17 protein-coding genes are annotated in these 15,967 nt (G+C 31.0%); 13 read left to right on the plus strand and 4 right to left on the minus strand.

Annotated features, from left to right (window positions below; all coding sequences use genetic code 11):
- The first annotated feature begins 174 nt into the window (after nt 1–174).
- Complete coding sequence (locus ABF633_RS12415; RefSeq protein WP_415524123.1) at nt 175–1,293, plus strand: ribose-phosphate pyrophosphokinase; 1,119 nt, start codon at nt 175–177, stop codon at nt 1,291–1,293.
- 240 nt (nt 1,294–1,533) lie between these two features.
- On the opposite strand, the gene dmpI is transcribed toward ABF633_RS12415, so the two are convergent.
- Both dmpI and ABF633_RS12425 read right to left on the minus strand, forming a co-directional pair.
- The gene (dmpI, locus tag ABF633_RS12420; RefSeq protein ID WP_415524125.1) at nt 1,534–1,716 is read right to left on the minus strand and encodes a 4-oxalocrotonate tautomerase DmpI; all 183 of its coding nucleotides are present in this window, start codon (nt 1,714–1,716) and stop codon (nt 1,534–1,536) included.
- A 93-nt stretch (nt 1,717–1,809) separates the two neighbouring features.
- Nucleotides 1,810–2,367, minus strand: a complete 558-nt coding sequence (locus tag ABF633_RS12425; protein ID WP_415524127.1) for a flavin reductase family protein — start codon at nt 2,365–2,367, stop codon at nt 1,810–1,812.
- A gap of 139 nt (nt 2,368–2,506) precedes the next feature.
- On the opposite strand from ABF633_RS12425, the gene ABF633_RS12430 reads away from it, so the two are divergent.
- The 11 genes from ABF633_RS12430 to ABF633_RS12480 all read left to right on the plus strand — a co-directional run bounded on the left by ABF633_RS12430 (nt 2,507) and on the right by ABF633_RS12480 (nt 12,402).
- Nucleotides 2,507–2,833: a winged helix-turn-helix transcriptional regulator gene (locus tag ABF633_RS12430; protein WP_415524128.1), complete on the plus strand. Its 327-nt coding sequence runs from the start codon at nt 2,507–2,509 to the stop codon at nt 2,831–2,833.
- Nucleotides 2,834–3,300: 467 nt separating this feature from the next.
- Nucleotides 3,301–3,894 carry a GNAT family N-acetyltransferase gene (locus tag ABF633_RS12435; RefSeq protein ID WP_415524130.1) on the plus strand — a complete coding sequence of 198 codons (594 nt, stop codon included), beginning with the start codon at nt 3,301–3,303 and terminating at the stop codon, nt 3,892–3,894.
- 163 nt (nt 3,895–4,057) lie between these two features.
- On the plus strand, nt 4,058–4,633 hold the full coding sequence (locus tag ABF633_RS12440; RefSeq protein WP_415524131.1) for an NfeD family protein: 576 nt from the start codon (nt 4,058–4,060) through the stop codon (nt 4,631–4,633).
- Between the two features lie 166 nt (nt 4,634–4,799).
- Complete coding sequence (locus ABF633_RS12445; protein ID WP_415524132.1) at nt 4,800–6,290, plus strand: flotillin family protein; 1,491 nt, start codon at nt 4,800–4,802, stop codon at nt 6,288–6,290.
- Between the two features lie 276 nt (nt 6,291–6,566).
- Entirely contained in the window at nt 6,567–7,064 is a 498-nt protein-coding gene (locus ABF633_RS12450; RefSeq protein WP_415524133.1) for a pyridoxamine 5'-phosphate oxidase family protein, read from the plus strand.
- A gap of 40 nt (nt 7,065–7,104) precedes the next feature.
- Nucleotides 7,105–7,332 carry a hypothetical protein gene (locus ABF633_RS12455; protein ID WP_415524134.1) on the plus strand — a complete coding sequence of 76 codons (228 nt, stop codon included), beginning with the start codon at nt 7,105–7,107 and terminating at the stop codon, nt 7,330–7,332.
- A complete protein-coding gene (locus ABF633_RS12460; protein WP_415524136.1) occupies nt 7,329–7,958 on the plus strand; it encodes a hypothetical protein in 630 nt (209 codons plus the stop codon). The genes ABF633_RS12455 and ABF633_RS12460 overlap by 4 nt, the downstream gene beginning before the upstream one ends.
- Before the next feature lie 161 nt (nt 7,959–8,119).
- On the plus strand, nt 8,120–8,506 hold the full coding sequence (locus tag ABF633_RS12465) for a hypothetical protein (protein ID WP_415524137.1): 387 nt from the start codon (nt 8,120–8,122) through the stop codon (nt 8,504–8,506).
- A gap of 20 nt (nt 8,507–8,526) precedes the next feature.
- Nucleotides 8,527–10,977 (plus strand): glutathionylspermidine synthase family protein, encoded by a 2,451-nt coding sequence (locus tag ABF633_RS12470; protein ID WP_415524138.1) that lies wholly within the window; start codon nt 8,527–8,529, stop codon nt 10,975–10,977.
- Nucleotides 10,974–11,444, plus strand: coding sequence for a hypothetical protein (locus ABF633_RS12475; RefSeq protein WP_415524140.1), 471 nt, complete (start codon nt 10,974–10,976; stop codon nt 11,442–11,444). Before ABF633_RS12470 ends, ABF633_RS12475 begins: the two co-directional genes overlap by 4 nt.
- A 34-nt stretch (nt 11,445–11,478) precedes the next feature.
- Nucleotides 11,479–12,402 carry a ketopantoate reductase family protein gene (locus tag ABF633_RS12480; RefSeq protein WP_415524141.1) on the plus strand — a complete coding sequence of 308 codons (924 nt, stop codon included), beginning with the start codon at nt 11,479–11,481 and terminating at the stop codon, nt 12,400–12,402.
- Between the two features lie 240 nt (nt 12,403–12,642).
- Here the strand turns inward: ABF633_RS12480 and hydG are convergent, their stop codons facing one another.
- Together hydG and ABF633_RS12490 are read right to left on the minus strand one after the other, a co-directional pair.
- On the minus strand, nt 12,643–14,055 hold the full coding sequence (gene hydG / locus ABF633_RS12485) for a [FeFe] hydrogenase H-cluster radical SAM maturase HydG (protein WP_415524142.1): 1,413 nt from the start codon (nt 14,053–14,055) through the stop codon (nt 12,643–12,645).
- Between the two features lie 88 nt (nt 14,056–14,143).
- On the minus strand, nt 14,144–14,389 hold the full coding sequence (locus tag ABF633_RS12490; RefSeq protein WP_415524143.1) for a TM1266 family iron-only hydrogenase system putative regulator: 246 nt from the start codon (nt 14,387–14,389) through the stop codon (nt 14,144–14,146).
- 428 nt (nt 14,390–14,817) lie between these two features.
- Here ABF633_RS12490 and ABF633_RS12495 point away from each other — a divergent pair, with 428 nt between their 5' ends.
- On the plus strand, nt 14,818–15,657 hold the full coding sequence (locus ABF633_RS12495; protein ID WP_415524144.1) for a 2-oxo acid dehydrogenase subunit E2: 840 nt from the start codon (nt 14,818–14,820) through the stop codon (nt 15,655–15,657).
- Nucleotides 15,658–15,967 lie beyond the last annotated feature (310 nt).

Genomic DNA, 15,967 nt, shown 5'->3' on the forward strand with positions numbered 1-15,967 from the left:
CGTAAGTCTCCCACTTGAAGAAGTGGGAGACTTACGCCAAGTTAGTCAGGTTAAATTTATAACCATGAATTTACCATTGACATAAGCTGTTTGTATACTTAAAATTAATTAAGTAAAATACTCGAAAAATGTATTAATGGAAAATAAATTTAAAATGATATATGGAGGAGAAATATGAGCAGCAGTCAAGTTTTCACCCATAATAATGGAGAATTGGGCCTAATTGTTTTGGAAAGTTGTAGAGAATTAGGGAAAAAAATTAATGAACATATCAAAAAGAGAAGAAATGTAGATGAAAATTTTTTATTACCTGTGGAAGAAATACGTTTTTCTAATGGTGAGGGTAAGGTAAAGCTTTCAGACTCAGTTAGAGGTAAGGATATCTATATACTTTGCGATATAGGAAACTATAGTTGTACATATAATATGTTTGGAATAGAGAATCATAAGGGTCCAGATGAACACTTTCAAGATATTAAAAGAGCTGTATCAGCCATAAGAGGAAAAGCTAAAAGAATAACTGTTATAATGCCACTGCTTTATGAATCAAGACAGCATAGAAGAAAGGGCAGAGAATCACTAGACTGTGCACTAGCTCTTCAAGAACTAGAGCGTTTGGGTGTACAAGAGATATTGACTTTTGATGCTCATGATCCTAATGTTCAAAATGCAATTCCACTATTGTCATTTGAAAATTTATACCCTACATATGATATTCTTAAAACTATTATAACAGAAGAAAAGGATATAGAAATACCTAAGAAGGATATGCTTGTTATAAGTCCAGATACAGGTGCTATGGATAGAGCTATATATTATTCAAGTGTTCTTGGTGTAGATGTTGGATTATTCTATAAAAGAAGAGATCACTCAACAATTGTAAATGGCAAAAACCCTATAGTTAAGCATGAATATATGGGAAGAGATGTTGAAAATCAGGATGTTTTAATAGTTGACGATATGATTGCCTCAGGAGAGTCAGTGCTTGATATAGCAAGAGAATTAAAATTAAAGAAGGCAAAAAATGTTTATGTTGCTACTACTTTTGCATTTTTTACAGAAGGACTGGAGAAGTTTCAAAAATATTATGATGATAATATAATAACTAGAGTTTATTCAACAAATTTGACTTATATATCACCTGAACTTAAAAAGACTGAGTGGTTTAAACCAGTTGATATGTCGGAACTTTTAGCAATAATAATAAGTAGATTGAACAGGGAACAATCCATTGCTAAATTTATGGATGCTACATATGTAATACATGAACTAATAAGAAATGAAAAATATTAATATTACTTTGTTTGTACAAATTATACATGTATAATTTGTACATAGCATAAAGACCAGCAATTAGTTAATTGCTGGTCTTGCTTCGTAATTGAAGAATATTGTGTCTTATCCTTATTTCTTTTGCAGAAATATAAGCCTTATTTGCCTCATCTACAAGTAGCAATATTGTTTCTATATTTTAGCATAACGACATACTATTAAAATACTCCTGATTTTTTCTAAAACTCATATTTCAATATTTTATTTTTTGGATATTAGTTGCCCGCCTACACCAATATTGTCTTTTTCATTTTCTTTCAGTAAAACTACAAATGCTTGTTCTGGTGCATTCATAATTTTAGCAGCTGATGCTGTTAATTCTTTTACTAATTGACTCTTTTGTTCTTTACTTAATTTTTCTCCTTCTAATGTTATTACTGGCATAATTTTCTCTCCTTTATATATATATTAAAAATAATTAATTTTCTCAGATGCAGCTAAGCAAACTGTTTCACAACAAGTACAACCATACTTTTATTATGAATTCTTATACTCTCTTCCAACATTCCAGCATTGTGCAACCACATCACCTGTTCTTAAATATGTTCTTGTTAGCTTTTCAAATAATATTGGTTTTATTTTTTGATAATCAACCTTTCCACTTTTATCTAGAGCATGTTCTTCTACATGAGTATGAACAACTTTTAAAATAAAATTATCATAATCTTTTGTATCATAAATATCTACTAGTTCACACTCCATTGCAAGTGGTGATTTATCGATTATTGGAACATTTAATTCCCCCATGTGGTATTCAAACACTTGAGATTTATCAACTGTTTTACCTGATACAAGTCCTACATAATCTGCTTCTACCACCATATCTTCACTTACCAAATTAACAGATACTGTTTTATTTTCTTTTATCCCTAGATTTGTGTAACGTCCTTTTCTTATGCTAAGCATTATGGAATCTAGTCCTATGATTCCTATATGTGCAACATTACACCAATTAACTTTATCTCCTACAACTGTTCCTATCATAGTTGAAGGCGTCGGATAAAGACCTACTACTGCTCCAATATTTTTCTTCATTATTTTATTCCTCCTGGTGTAATCATGATTACTCTTGATTAATGAATTAATTCATGTTATTATTTTAACAGTAATTTTCATTTAATCAAGAATGCACTTTTTTGTAACATACTACCTAAAAAGAAAGTGAGTGTAAATAATGAAAGATTCAAAAACATTTAACTGCCCGATTGAAGCTCCCATAAGCTTAATTGGCGGGAAATACAAAGCAATCATTTTGTTTCATTTGATAAACAAAACTTTGCGCTTTAATGAATTACAGAAGCTTATTCCTCAGGCTACTCCCAAAATGCTTACGCAGCAATTACGCGAACTAGAAGGTGATGGACTAATTGTCAGAACTGTTTATCCAGTAGTTCCCCCTAAAACCGAGTATTGCCTCTCAGGATTTGGAGAAAGTATAATCCCTATACTAAATTTAATGTGTGATTGGGGTACTAATTATTTAAATAAATCTGATACTTAGAATGGCTTCCTCTAGCATAATTTAATTAAATTAATCCAACAAACCTTTTTTAAATTACTTAATGGTTAAATCAAAGGCTATTGATTTAACCATTTTTATTAAAAAATAGAATTTAATTACCATTCTTTCTCTTCTTCTCTTCAATCTTTTCATGAAGGTTGGTATTATACAATTTGTAAAGATCATAATCCCTATAAAACAAAAAGCTAGTTACGGTTATATCTAATCACCTTAACTAGCTCATTAATTTCTATAACTTAATTTCAACCTTATTTCATTTAACTGTTCCAAAACTGTATTTGGAACATAATCTATTTGGGCATAAGGCTTTTCTTAACTATAGGTTTATCAGATGGAAATATTAAAATTCTAACATTTTTTATAGGAGCAATATCATATTCTTTAATTTGAATATGTGTTCAATTGAATTTATCCATTGATAATTAATAGGTCTTACTATAATATTTATGTATGAACTAATTAATGTTTTTGTGGATTATGTAGATGATATAAATGTCAGTGGATGGAATTATTTTATTCATGGAAGGAAAAATAATCTTGTGCTAATATCCCTTAAGATATTAACACTTATGGAGGGAAATAAAATGAACTTAGAAGTAGTAAAAGCAGATAGTAAGAATACTGATTTTATTGAGCTTATAAAATTATTAGATGATGACCTAGGGGAAAGATATGGAGAATTACAAAAGCAATATAAAAAACACAACAAAGTTGACTATATAAATGATGTGGTAATTATTTTTAAAGATAAAGTTCCAGTTGCATGTGGAGGATTTAAAGAACATGATATTAATACTATAGAATTAAAACGAATATTTGTAATGAAAGAACATAGAGGACAAGGATTATCAAAATTAATAATCAATAAATTGGAAGAGTTAGCTAGAAGTAAAGAATATAAATATGCTTTATTGGAAACGGGAATAAAGCAAAAGGAAGCAATTAATTTATATAAAAGTAATGGATATTATGTAATACAAAATTATGAACCTTATGTGGGAAATGCAAATAGTATATGCATGAAAAAAATACTAGGTTGATGCGCAAATCGAATTACTTAATGCAATGGGTATATCAGATTATGAAAATATAATTTATTGAGAAAATACAATCTTCAACAATGTTATGATATAATATGATATATTGTAATATAATGGACTGTTATCAAGGTAATGTTAAATAAAGAAATTTAGGGGGCGCTTTATGGAGAGAATATACACAATTATATTTTGTGTAGGTGTGATTTATACAGTGTTTACTTTTTTAATAGGGGGACTCTTTGGAATTGTTCATATGGGATTAGATTTACATATGGATGCTCATCTGGATGGAGGAAATTCTTCAGGAGGCTTTGCTGCATTTCCACTTAAGCCTATAACTATAGTTTCATTTATTACAGTATTTGGCGGCGTAGGAATTATTGGAACGCAGTACAAATTAAACTGGATAACAGTAATTGTAATAGCAGTGATTTTGGGATTTATAGTTTCTACTGTATTATATAGATTTATAGTAGTGCCGCTATATAGAGCTCAAAATACCAGTGCAGTTTCTCAGGACAAACTTATTGGTATGACAGCAGTAGTTATATCACCAATAATGGAAAACGGCTTTGGTAGTATAGCTTATGTTGTTAATGGCAGTAAATACAATGCTCCAGCACAGCATGTTGCTAAGAAAGCAGTAAAGCAGGGGGAAGAAGTACTTATTTATGAAATAAAAAATAGTGTTTTTTATGTGGAACCATTAAATAACAATTTAGATTTATCTAATAACTAAGGATTTCAAGTGATTTTTATTATTTATTTGGCCATTGTTTGTTGATAAGGCTTGGAATAAATAATAATATAAAGTTTTAATTAAGCAAAAAGCTTATTAAAATAAATAAGGCATTTGAAAATGAATAGAAAGATTTTGAGTATGCCTAATAAAAGGAGAGAAGAAAATGGATTTAACAATATTAACTATTCCTGGAATCATCGTAGGGGTAATTATACTCTTAATTCTAAGTATTTTTTCCATGTGGAAAAGAGTGCCTCAAGACAAAGCATTAGTGATAACAGGACTTAAAAAGAGAGTAATCACTGGTGGTGGTGGCTTTGTAATTCCACTATTAGAGAGAACAGATAAAATATCTCTTGAAAATATGGAGATAGAAGTCCGTATTGATGGGGCATTAACTGGACAAGGCGTTGGAATAATGGCAGATGGAGTTGCTGTGGTAAAGGTAAAATCAGATACTAACTCAATTTTATCCGCAGCAGAACAATTTAACACTTCAAATGGATTACAGCATACCCTTCAAGTTATTGAACACACTACTCAAAATGTTCTTGAAGGTAAGTTAAGAGAAATTGTCTCAAAAATGACTATAGAGGAAATTTACAAAGATAGAGAAAAGTTTGCTTCTCATGTACAGGAAGTGGCAGCAATTGATCTTTCACAAATGGGTTTAGAACTTAAGGTGCTGACTATTAAAGAGATTTCAGACAAAAACGGATATTTAGAAGCACTTGGAAAACCAAGAATAGCTGCTGTAAAGAGAGATGCACTTATTGCAGAAGCAGAGGCAGCAAAGGAAACAAAAATAAGGACAGCCGAAGCAAACAGACTAGGTGAAGCAGCTAAGATTTTATCAGAAACTCAAATTGCTGAGTCCTCCAAGGAAAAGGAATTAAAGGTACAGGCATATAGAAGTGAGCAGGAAAAGGCAAAAGCTATATCTGATTTATCCTATGAAATAGAAGCCAATAAGGCCAAGCGAGAAGTAACAGAAACTCAGGTACAGGTAGAAATTACAAAGAAACAGAAGGAAAAGGAACTGGCAGAAGCTGCACTCCAAGTAGAACTTACTAAAAAGGAAAGAGAAATAGAACTTGCTGAAAAAGAGGCACTTAGAAAAGAAAGAGAACTGGATGCTACAGTTAAGAAACAGGCAGAAGCAGATAAGTATAGACAGGTTCAAACAGCAGATGCAGTTAGATATAAGGAAATTGCAGATGCAGAGGCAAGAGCTAAGGCTATTGAATTAGAAGGTAAAGCAAAATCAGAAACTCTAAGACTTCAAGGTATGGCAGAAGTAGATATAATAAGAGAGAAAGGTAAAGCAGAAGCAGAGGCTATGATGAAAAAGGCAGAAGCCTTCAAGTTATATAATGATGCAGCTATGACGCAGATGATAATAGAAAAATTACCTGAAATCGCCAAAGCTATATCTGAACCATTGGCAAAAACAGAAAAAATTGTTATTGTTGATAATGGAAATGGAGAAGGCAGTAATAAAGGTGCTGCAAAGGTTACAGGCTACGTAAATGATATTGTATCCCAGCTTCCTGAGACTGTTGAAGCCCTAACAGGTGTGAATATTTTGGATTTCCTATCTAAGAAGGTTTCAAGTAATGAAGATAAAGTTGAGGAAAAGCCTTTGGAACAATAGAACTTCATTAGCAAGAGATTGCACTTTCACTAATTTTAGTACATGGCTGATATAACTTTGCATTCGCATTGAATTATAAGAGTTATAAGAACTATTGAATAAGAGTGTAATTCTAATAGTATAATGGTAATTTATCTATAATAGAAAAAAATCTTAAAAATAATGCTATCAAGTTTGCTTTAAATAAATTTGATAGTATTTTACTTTAAAGAAAAATAGGTGGATGCCTTGTAGGTGCTTCAACAGAAAGTAATTAAAAGAGTGGTTATATCATAGATGATAAGGAAAGAAGTGAATAAATTAATGGGAATCGATTCTGGTATACTGGAAGAAGAAATTTTTAATCTTCTGGGAAATAAAAAGATAATGGTATTGGCTACCAGCGCTGAGAATAGAGTTACAGCAAGAAATATGAGCTGCATAATAATTGATAAAAAAATATATTTTCAGACGGATAAAAGATTTTTAAAATATGATCAGATACTTGAAAATCCTAGGGTTGCGCTGTGTGTAGATAATATTCAAATAGAAGGTATTGCAAAGATAAGAAAACATCCCCTTAATGAAGAAAATAAAGATTTTGCCTCCAGATTTGAAGATTTCTATAAAGGTTCCTATGATAACTATTCCCATATGGAAAATGAAGTAGTTATAGAGATAAAGCCAATGTTTATAACTATGTGGAAATATGAAAATGGACAACCTTTCAGAGATTTTTTAAATGTTACAGAGAATAGAGCTTATAGAAAAATTTATGATACAAGTGTATACTAATAACATCAATTTAAATGTAATTAAAAAGGAGAGTTTCATAATGAATGGATTGGAAAAATATTTATATTCTAAGGTGAAAATATATATTTATACTACTGCTCAGACTTATAATAATGAGAAGGCCGATGTTATATTAGAAGGAATAACTCTAGAGAAAGTAGAGGGGAATTTTATAGATATTAAGGATGAGCAGGATATAGTTCATCGCATTAATTTAGATAAATGTTTTTCTATAGTGGTTGAACCTGAGGGGAGCAACAGATATTGATAGACAAAGATATTAAACAGTATTACTATAATGTATACAAAAACTTTTATTTGAATGCAGGCATAATGTCATGCTTTGTTAAATCACTGCCCTTTGTTTCTGCTGTAAATTTAAGTGACTTAAACATAGGTACAAAGGTGGAGTTGGACATTTCAAAAATTAAAGCTCTTAAAACAGAAGATAATTTGATTATATTGGATATACCAGCTGAGTTGGGAATGGAATATGCTTATAATTATAGGGATAAATACACTATAATACCCGATTTCAATATGGTATGTCATGACTTTGGAATAGTTAAAAGTAAGCCTCTGCTAGAAAGATTAACCTTATTTTCAGATATAAAGTTAAAGAATACTGATAGGTATATGATTATATTGGACAGCAATCGTTACAGAGATATTGAAATAAATAACATGAATGAGTATAACAATCAATATGAAGTAACGGAAGAAGAATTACCTGAATTAGAGATTCTGGAGTTTTTAAAGATAAATACTGTTTCGTATATAGGTAGTGATAATGTAAAGGAAGATATAGCAGAATATTTGAATTATCTTAAAGCTAATAAAATAACTGTAAACATTGAATATGTGAATTTAAATAAGGCATGTGAAAATAAATAGTAAGTCAAAGATGCGACGAATATTTTGAATCCAACAAGGAAGCAGGTTCCGAAGATAGTGGGCTATCTGAGGGTTCTGCTGACGCAGTAGGATTCAAAATAGGCTAGCATACTGACTAGTTATTTATTTGAATATGCCTAAGGAGAATAGGAGTACATTATATGGATAAGAAGAAAATAGCCCTTAGTTTAGTTGTTTCCATGTTGGTGGCCAGTCCTCTATACGGATGCGGCCAAAAAAATATAACTGACAAGGATAAAGAAGAAGCACAGCAGCAGCAATCAGGTTACACCACACCCTTTGTGTATTATCCATATTCTTTTTTTCAAGGATATACTACAAATAATGGAGCTAGATCCAATGTGGATTTCTTTGGCTGGCACAGCTGGACTACTAATACAACAGGTGTAAATAGTCCCTATACCAGTTCAAGTTCAACTGTTAAAGGCAGCAGCGGCGGAGTCTCTTCCTCCTCATCAAGTCATATAGGAAGCAGCTCTGATTCAGGTGGCTACAGCGGAGTTCATGGAGGCAGTGCAGCAGGCTAACAGGAAGGAGATTTTAGAAAATGGAATATAATAATGTGGTAGATGAATTGCTTTTTAATTATTATGCCATACACTGTAAAAGAAAAGGGGATATTTACTCTCCTTATCCTTTCTATCTTGCAGAAGAAGAGTATAAAAAAATTAAATCCTTTACCACTGTAATTGATAAATTATCTCTGGATATATTAAATAATCTGAATACTAAATATGTGGATTATAAAGATATGATTCCTGATTTTCCTCTTAAAAATGAAATATTAAATCTAAATAGAGAAATATCTGATGTGTTTTGGACAAGATACGATTGTTTTATTGAAAGCAGGGGAAAGATATTTTTTAGTGAAGGCAATTATGACAAGCCTTGTGCACAGAGAGAACTAGGCATAGGCCAGTATTTTAACTGTGATAATAATGTAAATGAGGATTTTGTGGAAAAATTTAAATATAAATTTAATTCAATAGTGGAAAAATATTATAGTGATAAAAAAATCAATGTGCTTATACTGGCAGACCCCTGCCATTATGAGGAAGTTCATTTGTCCATGCTCTATAGAGAGTGGCTGGAAGACAGCAGAATAAATGTAATTTTAGGCGGCGGTAATAATTTATATGTTAAAGGTGAAAAAGTATACTGCTTCAATAAACCTGTTCATATTATATTAAGGCAGTTCCCTACTGAAAACTTATATGAAGTGAATGATATAGAAAAAATTTTAAATTTATATACAGAGGATAAAGTAATATTATTAAATGATCCAAGAATAGTAGTTCTTCAGAGTAAAAGCATATTTGCCTATTTTCACAAATTATTAAAGGAAAATAGATTGGATTCACACACTTCAGAAATAGTGGCACAGTGTATCCCCTATACAGAACTGTTGTCCAAAAAAAATATAAATAAAGCCATGGAAAATAAGAACAGCTATGTAATAAAGCCAATACTTGGACGTTATAGTGAAGATGTATTTATAGGAAGCTTATATTCAGAAGAAGAGTGGAAAAGTATTATAGAGGATATTGAAAATTATACAGAGTACTATATTTTACAGGAATTTAGGGAGATAAGAAAAGATAATATAGTTGAATTAAAGGAAGGCTATGCTCATAATGTGGATGCCTTTTGCAATCTTGGAGTGTATTTGTGCTGTAATGAAATCATAGGAATCTGTTCAAGATGGAATTACGATTATCTTACAGACAATGAAACTACTTTTGTTACTCCAATAGGAGTAAAAAACAGTAAACTTAACATTCAATACAATGAAAAAATAAAATGCAAGGAAACAGAGTTTAAAGATGTAAATATAGACCTTGTTAGAAAAGGCTTCCTCGGTGCTTATAATAATGCAAGAGAATATGTATCTCTAGACAAAATTCTATTAAGTAAAGATAAATTTCAGGAACTTAAAAATGCTTCAGAAGAAATTTTACACATATTCAATAGAGTATCTGAATTTGTGTATGGAAATAAGGGGTGGTTTGATGAGATTTTGGGTATATCAGATGTAAGCAAAAATGTATATTCCCCAAAGGATTTCAGCTATCTCAGTATTTTAGGAAGAATGGATTGGGCCTTAGATGCAGATAATAATTTAAAATTGATGGAGCTGAATAATGAAACTCCAGCTGGTCTATATGAGAGTACTATACTGAATGATTATCTCACAAAACGATATAAAGTGGATATGGAAAATCCTAATGAAAATTTTGAAGAAATATTGAGTAAAAATATAGAAGAATATATATTGAAATACTATCCAAAGACTATAGGGATATTTAGCAGCTGCTATTATGAAGATTATTATAATATAGATATTATTGTAAGCATAGTAAGAAAAATCAGCAGTAAATATAATATAAAAGTTATAAAAGGTAATGTCTATAATTTAAGAGTAGAAAATAACAAATTATACTACTTTAATGAACAGATAGATATGATTTACAGATATTTTCCACTAAATTGGTTTGAAAAATTTAATCTCAAGCAGGTTGGCAGCTGGATAAATAATAAAAATTGCATAAATCAGCCAGTAACAATGATAGCACAAAGTAAGGCTCTGTTTGCAGTTATATACGAAATGATGAGTACAGATTTTTTTACAGCTTATGAAAGAAACATTATATTAAAATATATTCCATATACAGATGTAAGTCATAAATCCATGAAAACCATAGATTATATTTGTAAGCCTATACTGGAAAGAGAGGGACAGGGAATATATACAAGGAGACAACTGTCTTCTGCAGATGGCCTTGAAAATTACATATTTCAGGAGAGAATAAATATAAAGGCAGTAAATTATAGGTTGAATTCCACTTATAAGAGAGAAGAAAAAAATTTATTTCCCATAATGGGATGTTTCTATAGTAAAGATAAATTTATTGGAATGTATTGCAGATTAGGCAGTTTAATCACTAAAGAAAATTGTGTGTATATGCCTCTATATGTTAATGAAGGCGGTGTAAAATGAAAAAGAAAAGAATTGAAATTATCGCAATAGTATTACTGGTTTCTCTGTTATTTACAGGCTGTGGAGAAGAGCTTGTAAGTCAGTCTTATGTGGGAACTTATAAATTACATGCTACTGATGGATATTACCTGGGAAAAGGAACTAATGAAGATGATAAAATGGAATATATTTTTCAAACGGAACCTATAGATGATTCTCAGACTTTATCCGATAATATAGATGTTACGGATGGAGTAACCATAAAGAATAGCTATACTAAAGAGGAAAAAGATACTATATTGAAAGAGGCCAATAAGTCTGTATCAAAAGAATCCATGGATACTTTCAAAAATAATCTAGAAGAGACAAATACAGTTTCCGTTTTTGCCGTTTCCTACAAAGATAGTAGTGGAAAGATCAATACACAATACAAATATGAAATTATAATCAATGATGATAAGATAAAAGATTTTGATAGCGACAATTAAAATTTCATAATAATTGCAAAGGAGTGGATAGGTTATGAAATATTTGATAGTAGGAACAGGGGGCACCGGCGGGTGTATTGGAGGTTATCTTGCCAGCTGTGAAAAGGATGTTACATTTATTGCCAGAGGGGCTCATTTAAAGGCCATGAAGGAGAAGGGGCTCATTATTCATTCTTCACGAAAGGGTGATATCCATATAAAAGATGTTAAGTGCTCTGATGGAAGTGATGACATTGGAAAGTTTGATGTAATCTTTGTATGCGTTAAAGGATATTCAATAAATGAGATTATTCCAATAATAAAAAAGGCTTCTCAGGAGAAAACTGTGGTAATTCCAATTTTAAATACTTTAACTGCAGGAGAAAAATTAAAAGAGGCTTTACCGGAGATAACTGTATTGGACGGTTGTATTTATGTTAGCGGATACGTATCAGCACCAGGAGAAATTACTCAAGGAGTGATGATCTTCCGTGTTGTATTTGGCCCTATGGAAAACACAGAAGTAGACATGAATTTTCTTAAGAAAATACAGCAGGAGCTAAAGGAATGTGAAATTGATGGTATTATTTCAGATAATATAAAGCGTGATACTTTTAGAAAGTTTTCCTTTACCTCTCCACTTGCAGCTGTTGGTGCATATTTTGATATTAACGTGGGTGAAGTTCAAAAACAGGGAAAATACAGGGATATGTTCATAGATCTTCTTAAGGAATTAGAAAAAGTTGCTGTTGCTTTAAATATTAATCTAACTAATGATTTAGTGAAAGAAAATCTGGATATTTTAGATGGACTTGCTCCTAATATAACGGCTTCAATGCAAAAGGATATTAAAAAGGGTAAACAAAGTGAAAAGGATGAACTTATATTTGATATTGTGAGAATTGCTGAGAAGAATGGAATTGAGGTTCCTAGTTATAAGAAAATAGCGGAGTACTTTGGATATGGAAAAGATTGTTAATGAGTATATATACTGGACAAGTTTCTTGGCAAAGATGTAAATAGAGGAGCTGTGCCACAATGCGTATCTATGCATTGTGACACAGCTTTTCAAATATTCTACTATTAAAATCTGATTGCTAATAAATAAATGAAATCTTTCCTAAATTTAACGAATATTTCTTTTTTGAGAAGTAATTCTGAAACATTGTTTAAAATTTTAACAATATATAGCACCTGATTATCTAATTACAATTATATATTAAAAATAAAGATCTCTTTCTCCAGCTTCTATTCTCTCTAATCTTCTTATAGTCTCTTCCTTTGCCTTTTCAGAAGTTATATCCTGTAAATTCTTTTCTATAGTTTTGGCACCAATTTCCTTAAGCTCATCATCAGCATAGTCTATTAAAAATTCCTTAAAAGTCATAATGGCATTTGGAAGACAGCAGTTATGGATATTTCCAGTTTTAGCTAGACTCATAAATCTTTCACCAGTTCTTCCCTGTCTGTAGCAGGCTGTACAATAGCTTGGAATATAGCCATTTTTGCATAAAAGCTTTAATATTTCAATAGGAGTTCTATGATCGCTTACTACAAATTGAGAAGCAGCAGGAGTAGGTGCATTTCCATATTCATCTTCATATCCTCCTACATCAGTACAGGAACCAGCACTGATTTGAGAAATTCCCACAGCTATAACTTCTTCTCTGAAGTTTGGTTCTTCTCTTGTGGAAAGAATCATTCCAGTGTAAGGTACAGCAAGTCTTATTATAGCTACAAGCTTTTTAAAGTCATGATCTGAAACCAAGTATGGGAAATTGTCATAGTTAACCCCTTCAGCAGGTCTTAATCTTGGCACAGATATGGTATGTGGACCTACACCGTTGAACTTTTCTTCAAGATGTTTTGAATGTAAGAATATTCCTATAGTTTCATATTTATAATCATAGAGGCCATATAGTACACCAATACCAACATCGTCAATGCCGCCTTCTATAGCCCTGTCCATGGCTGTGGTGTGATAATCATAATTGTGCTTCGGACCTGTTGGGTGAAGTCTTGCATAGGTTTCTCTATTATAGGTTTCCTGGAAAAGAGTATAAGTACCAATGCCGGCTGCCTTTAATTTTTTATAGTCTTCCACTGTAGTGGCAGCTATGTTTACGTTAATTCTTCTTATGGAACCATTGTCCTTTTTTACGCTGTAAATAGTTTTCATACAATCAGTTATATAATCAATTGGACAATTAACAGGGTCTTCTCCTGCTTCAATTACTATTCTTTTATGACCTAGATCCTCAATAAGTTCTATTTCTTTAATAAGTTCTTCTTTTGTAAGTTTTTTTCTGGTTTCCTTATTTGTACACTTATAACCACAGTATTCACAGCCGTTTACACAGTAGCTGCTTACATAAAGAGGTGCAAACATTACTATTCTGTTTCCGTAGATTTCCTGTTTTATTTTTATTGCTGCTTTATACATTTTATTTAATAGAGAATCATCCTCTACATGTAAAAGGGCAGAAACTTCATCAATAGTTAGCCCATGTGCTTTAGAAGCTTTTTCTATAAGTCCTTCAATATAATTTTTATCCTTAGCAAGCTCATTTCCCTTAGCAAGATGTTCTCTTATAACTTTATCATCTATAAAATCTGCTTTTTCAATATTCATTTGATTCCCTCCAGTTAATAATAATATACAATCATACAAAGATATGACTTTCAGTTTTAAAACCCACGCAATGCTAACACTTTAACTGCTACTTCTTAGATATTGCTGATTTTACGCTTATACTTTTTATGTTTCCAAGTTTACCGGTCATAGCACTTATGCTGTCCATAGGGCCATCAACTATTAAAGATATAACAGATACCTGTCTTTCTTTATGGGGTATGCCCATTCGGCCAACGATAATGTCACTGAAATCATGGAGTATCTTGTTAACTTCCTGTGCGTTACGTATATCTTCAACTATAATTCCAATGACACCTAATCTCTTATCCAAAAAACCTCACCTCTGACTCTTATTTAGACATCTCCAAAATATACGTTTCATATTTGGCTTGTTATTAATTTTCAGATGCCTTAGGCATATTAAAGTATTTTAAATTTTTGATATTTTTTTAACATGCTTTATTCTGGGTAATGAAATTCAATGAAAATAAAAAACCTTCCTCAAAAAATAGGAAGGTAAAATTACTTGGCTTTATCTCCTTCCTTTTGCTCAGAACTACTTTGCAATCAGAATGCAGTATCAATAGTAAATCCAATCTAAAAGAATACTCTCGTAAATTGAATCTAAATTTATTTTCTCACAAAGAGTTTAATATATCAATAGAAGGGAGAAATTTTATTTGTTTTATGATACAATATTGTTAGGAAGAAACGTAAAATTAAAGTAGTGATAATCTTTACAAATGAGAAGGAATATAAATGGATAACAATTTAAATCAGACAGATAAACTATTTAGGATATTTCAAATCGCAAAATTTAATCAAAAATCTATGGTGCCTACTGTTGCAATGACAATAAATATTGAAACAGAACAAATAATGAAGAAAAGGCTGGAATACAAGAAAGATATAACCAATCCACACATTACAATAACCAATATTATTATGAAAGCTGTTGCGGACACGCTGATTCAATATCCTCCCTTATATTCTTATTTTGATGGTAAAAAGATTATCGAAAATGAAGATGTTGTCCTGAATATTCCTGTAGATACGGGAAAACATGTTGAATATATAGTAATCCGTCAAGCTAACAAAAAAAATCTGGCTGATATTGCTAAGGAAAGCATAGAGGAGAGAAAAAAAATAGCGGATGGTAAAGGAAATTTTTCACAGTATATTATAAATTTAATGAAAAAAATTGTAGGAAAGAAACCTTCTGATCAATTAAATGATAAGGATATTCGGAAAATAGAAAAAAGAATGCAATATATAAGGCTATTGGAAAAAGTAAACCCAAATTTCTCTCTGAAGTTCGTAAAAGAACATTATGGGAATTTTCCAGTATCTAATTTTGGTTCTTTCCATATTCCTAATGGAATATTAGCTCTTTCAAAACCTATTGTAGCCGGATTATGTATTGGAGAAATGAATACATTTTTAAAGATGAAGGAAAAAGAAATAGTTGCAGTAGAATATATCCCATTGACTTTATCATTTGATCATCGTGTTTTTGATGGTGCATATGCAGGAAATTTCTTAAATGATTTAAAGGATTTATTAGAAAACTCTTCTGAAATGTCTACTCATTGTCTGTAATAGAGTCGTTAGAGCTCTAAATACCCTTGGTGAAGCGGTTATTGATAAAATATGGTTAAAGTAAAAATCAATATTTAGAACATGTAACTTTCTAAATATTAGATACTTTTTAGTAAACTAATAGACAATATTCTATTATGTTAAAATAGGTATTATTATCCAAGATGGCATAATAATTTATACAAAGATGAACTAATATATCAAGGGGGCAGAAAAGTCAATGAGGCTTACACACAGTTGTATTATTACTGAAAACGTAAAAAAATTAAGTGATTTTTATAAAGATATATTACATCATAATCTTCTATTA

This window comes from Clostridium sp. (genome assembly GCF_047718555.1).
Lineage (GTDB): Bacteria > Bacillota > Clostridia > Clostridiales > Clostridiaceae > Clostridium_I.

What these genes read in the sequence shown, in the direction of transcription:
- ABF633_RS12415 (WP_415524123.1), top strand. Translation starts at nt 175, where the DNA reads ATGAGCAGCAGTCAAGTTTTCACCCATAATAATGGAGAATTGGGCCTA.
- dmpI (WP_415524125.1), bottom strand. Translation starts at nt 1,716, where the DNA reads ATGCCAGTAATAACATTAGAAGGAGAAAAATTAAGTAAAGAACAAAAG.
- ABF633_RS12425 (WP_415524127.1), bottom strand. Translation starts at nt 2,367, where the DNA reads ATGAAGAAAAATATTGGAGCAGTAGTAGGTCTTTATCCGACGCCTTCA.
- ABF633_RS12430 (WP_415524128.1), top strand. Translation starts at nt 2,507, where the DNA reads ATGAAAGATTCAAAAACATTTAACTGCCCGATTGAAGCTCCCATAAGC.
- ABF633_RS12435 (WP_415524130.1), top strand. Translation starts at nt 3,301, where the DNA reads ATGTATGAACTAATTAATGTTTTTGTGGATTATGTAGATGATATAAAT.
- ABF633_RS12440 (WP_415524131.1), top strand. Translation starts at nt 4,058, where the DNA reads ATGGAGAGAATATACACAATTATATTTTGTGTAGGTGTGATTTATACA.
- ABF633_RS12445 (WP_415524132.1), top strand. Translation starts at nt 4,800, where the DNA reads ATGGATTTAACAATATTAACTATTCCTGGAATCATCGTAGGGGTAATT.
- ABF633_RS12450 (WP_415524133.1), top strand. Translation starts at nt 6,567, where the DNA reads ATGATAAGGAAAGAAGTGAATAAATTAATGGGAATCGATTCTGGTATA.
- ABF633_RS12455 (WP_415524134.1), top strand. Translation starts at nt 7,105, where the DNA reads ATGAATGGATTGGAAAAATATTTATATTCTAAGGTGAAAATATATATT.
- ABF633_RS12465 (WP_415524137.1), top strand. Translation starts at nt 8,120, where the DNA reads ATGGATAAGAAGAAAATAGCCCTTAGTTTAGTTGTTTCCATGTTGGTG.
- ABF633_RS12470 (WP_415524138.1), top strand. Translation starts at nt 8,527, where the DNA reads ATGGAATATAATAATGTGGTAGATGAATTGCTTTTTAATTATTATGCC.
- ABF633_RS12475 (WP_415524140.1), top strand. Translation starts at nt 10,974, where the DNA reads ATGAAAAAGAAAAGAATTGAAATTATCGCAATAGTATTACTGGTTTCT.
- ABF633_RS12480 (WP_415524141.1), top strand. Translation starts at nt 11,479, where the DNA reads ATGAAATATTTGATAGTAGGAACAGGGGGCACCGGCGGGTGTATTGGA.
- hydG (WP_415524142.1), bottom strand. Translation starts at nt 14,055, where the DNA reads ATGAATATTGAAAAAGCAGATTTTATAGATGATAAAGTTATAAGAGAA.
- ABF633_RS12495 (WP_415524144.1), top strand. Translation starts at nt 14,818, where the DNA reads ATGGATAACAATTTAAATCAGACAGATAAACTATTTAGGATATTTCAA.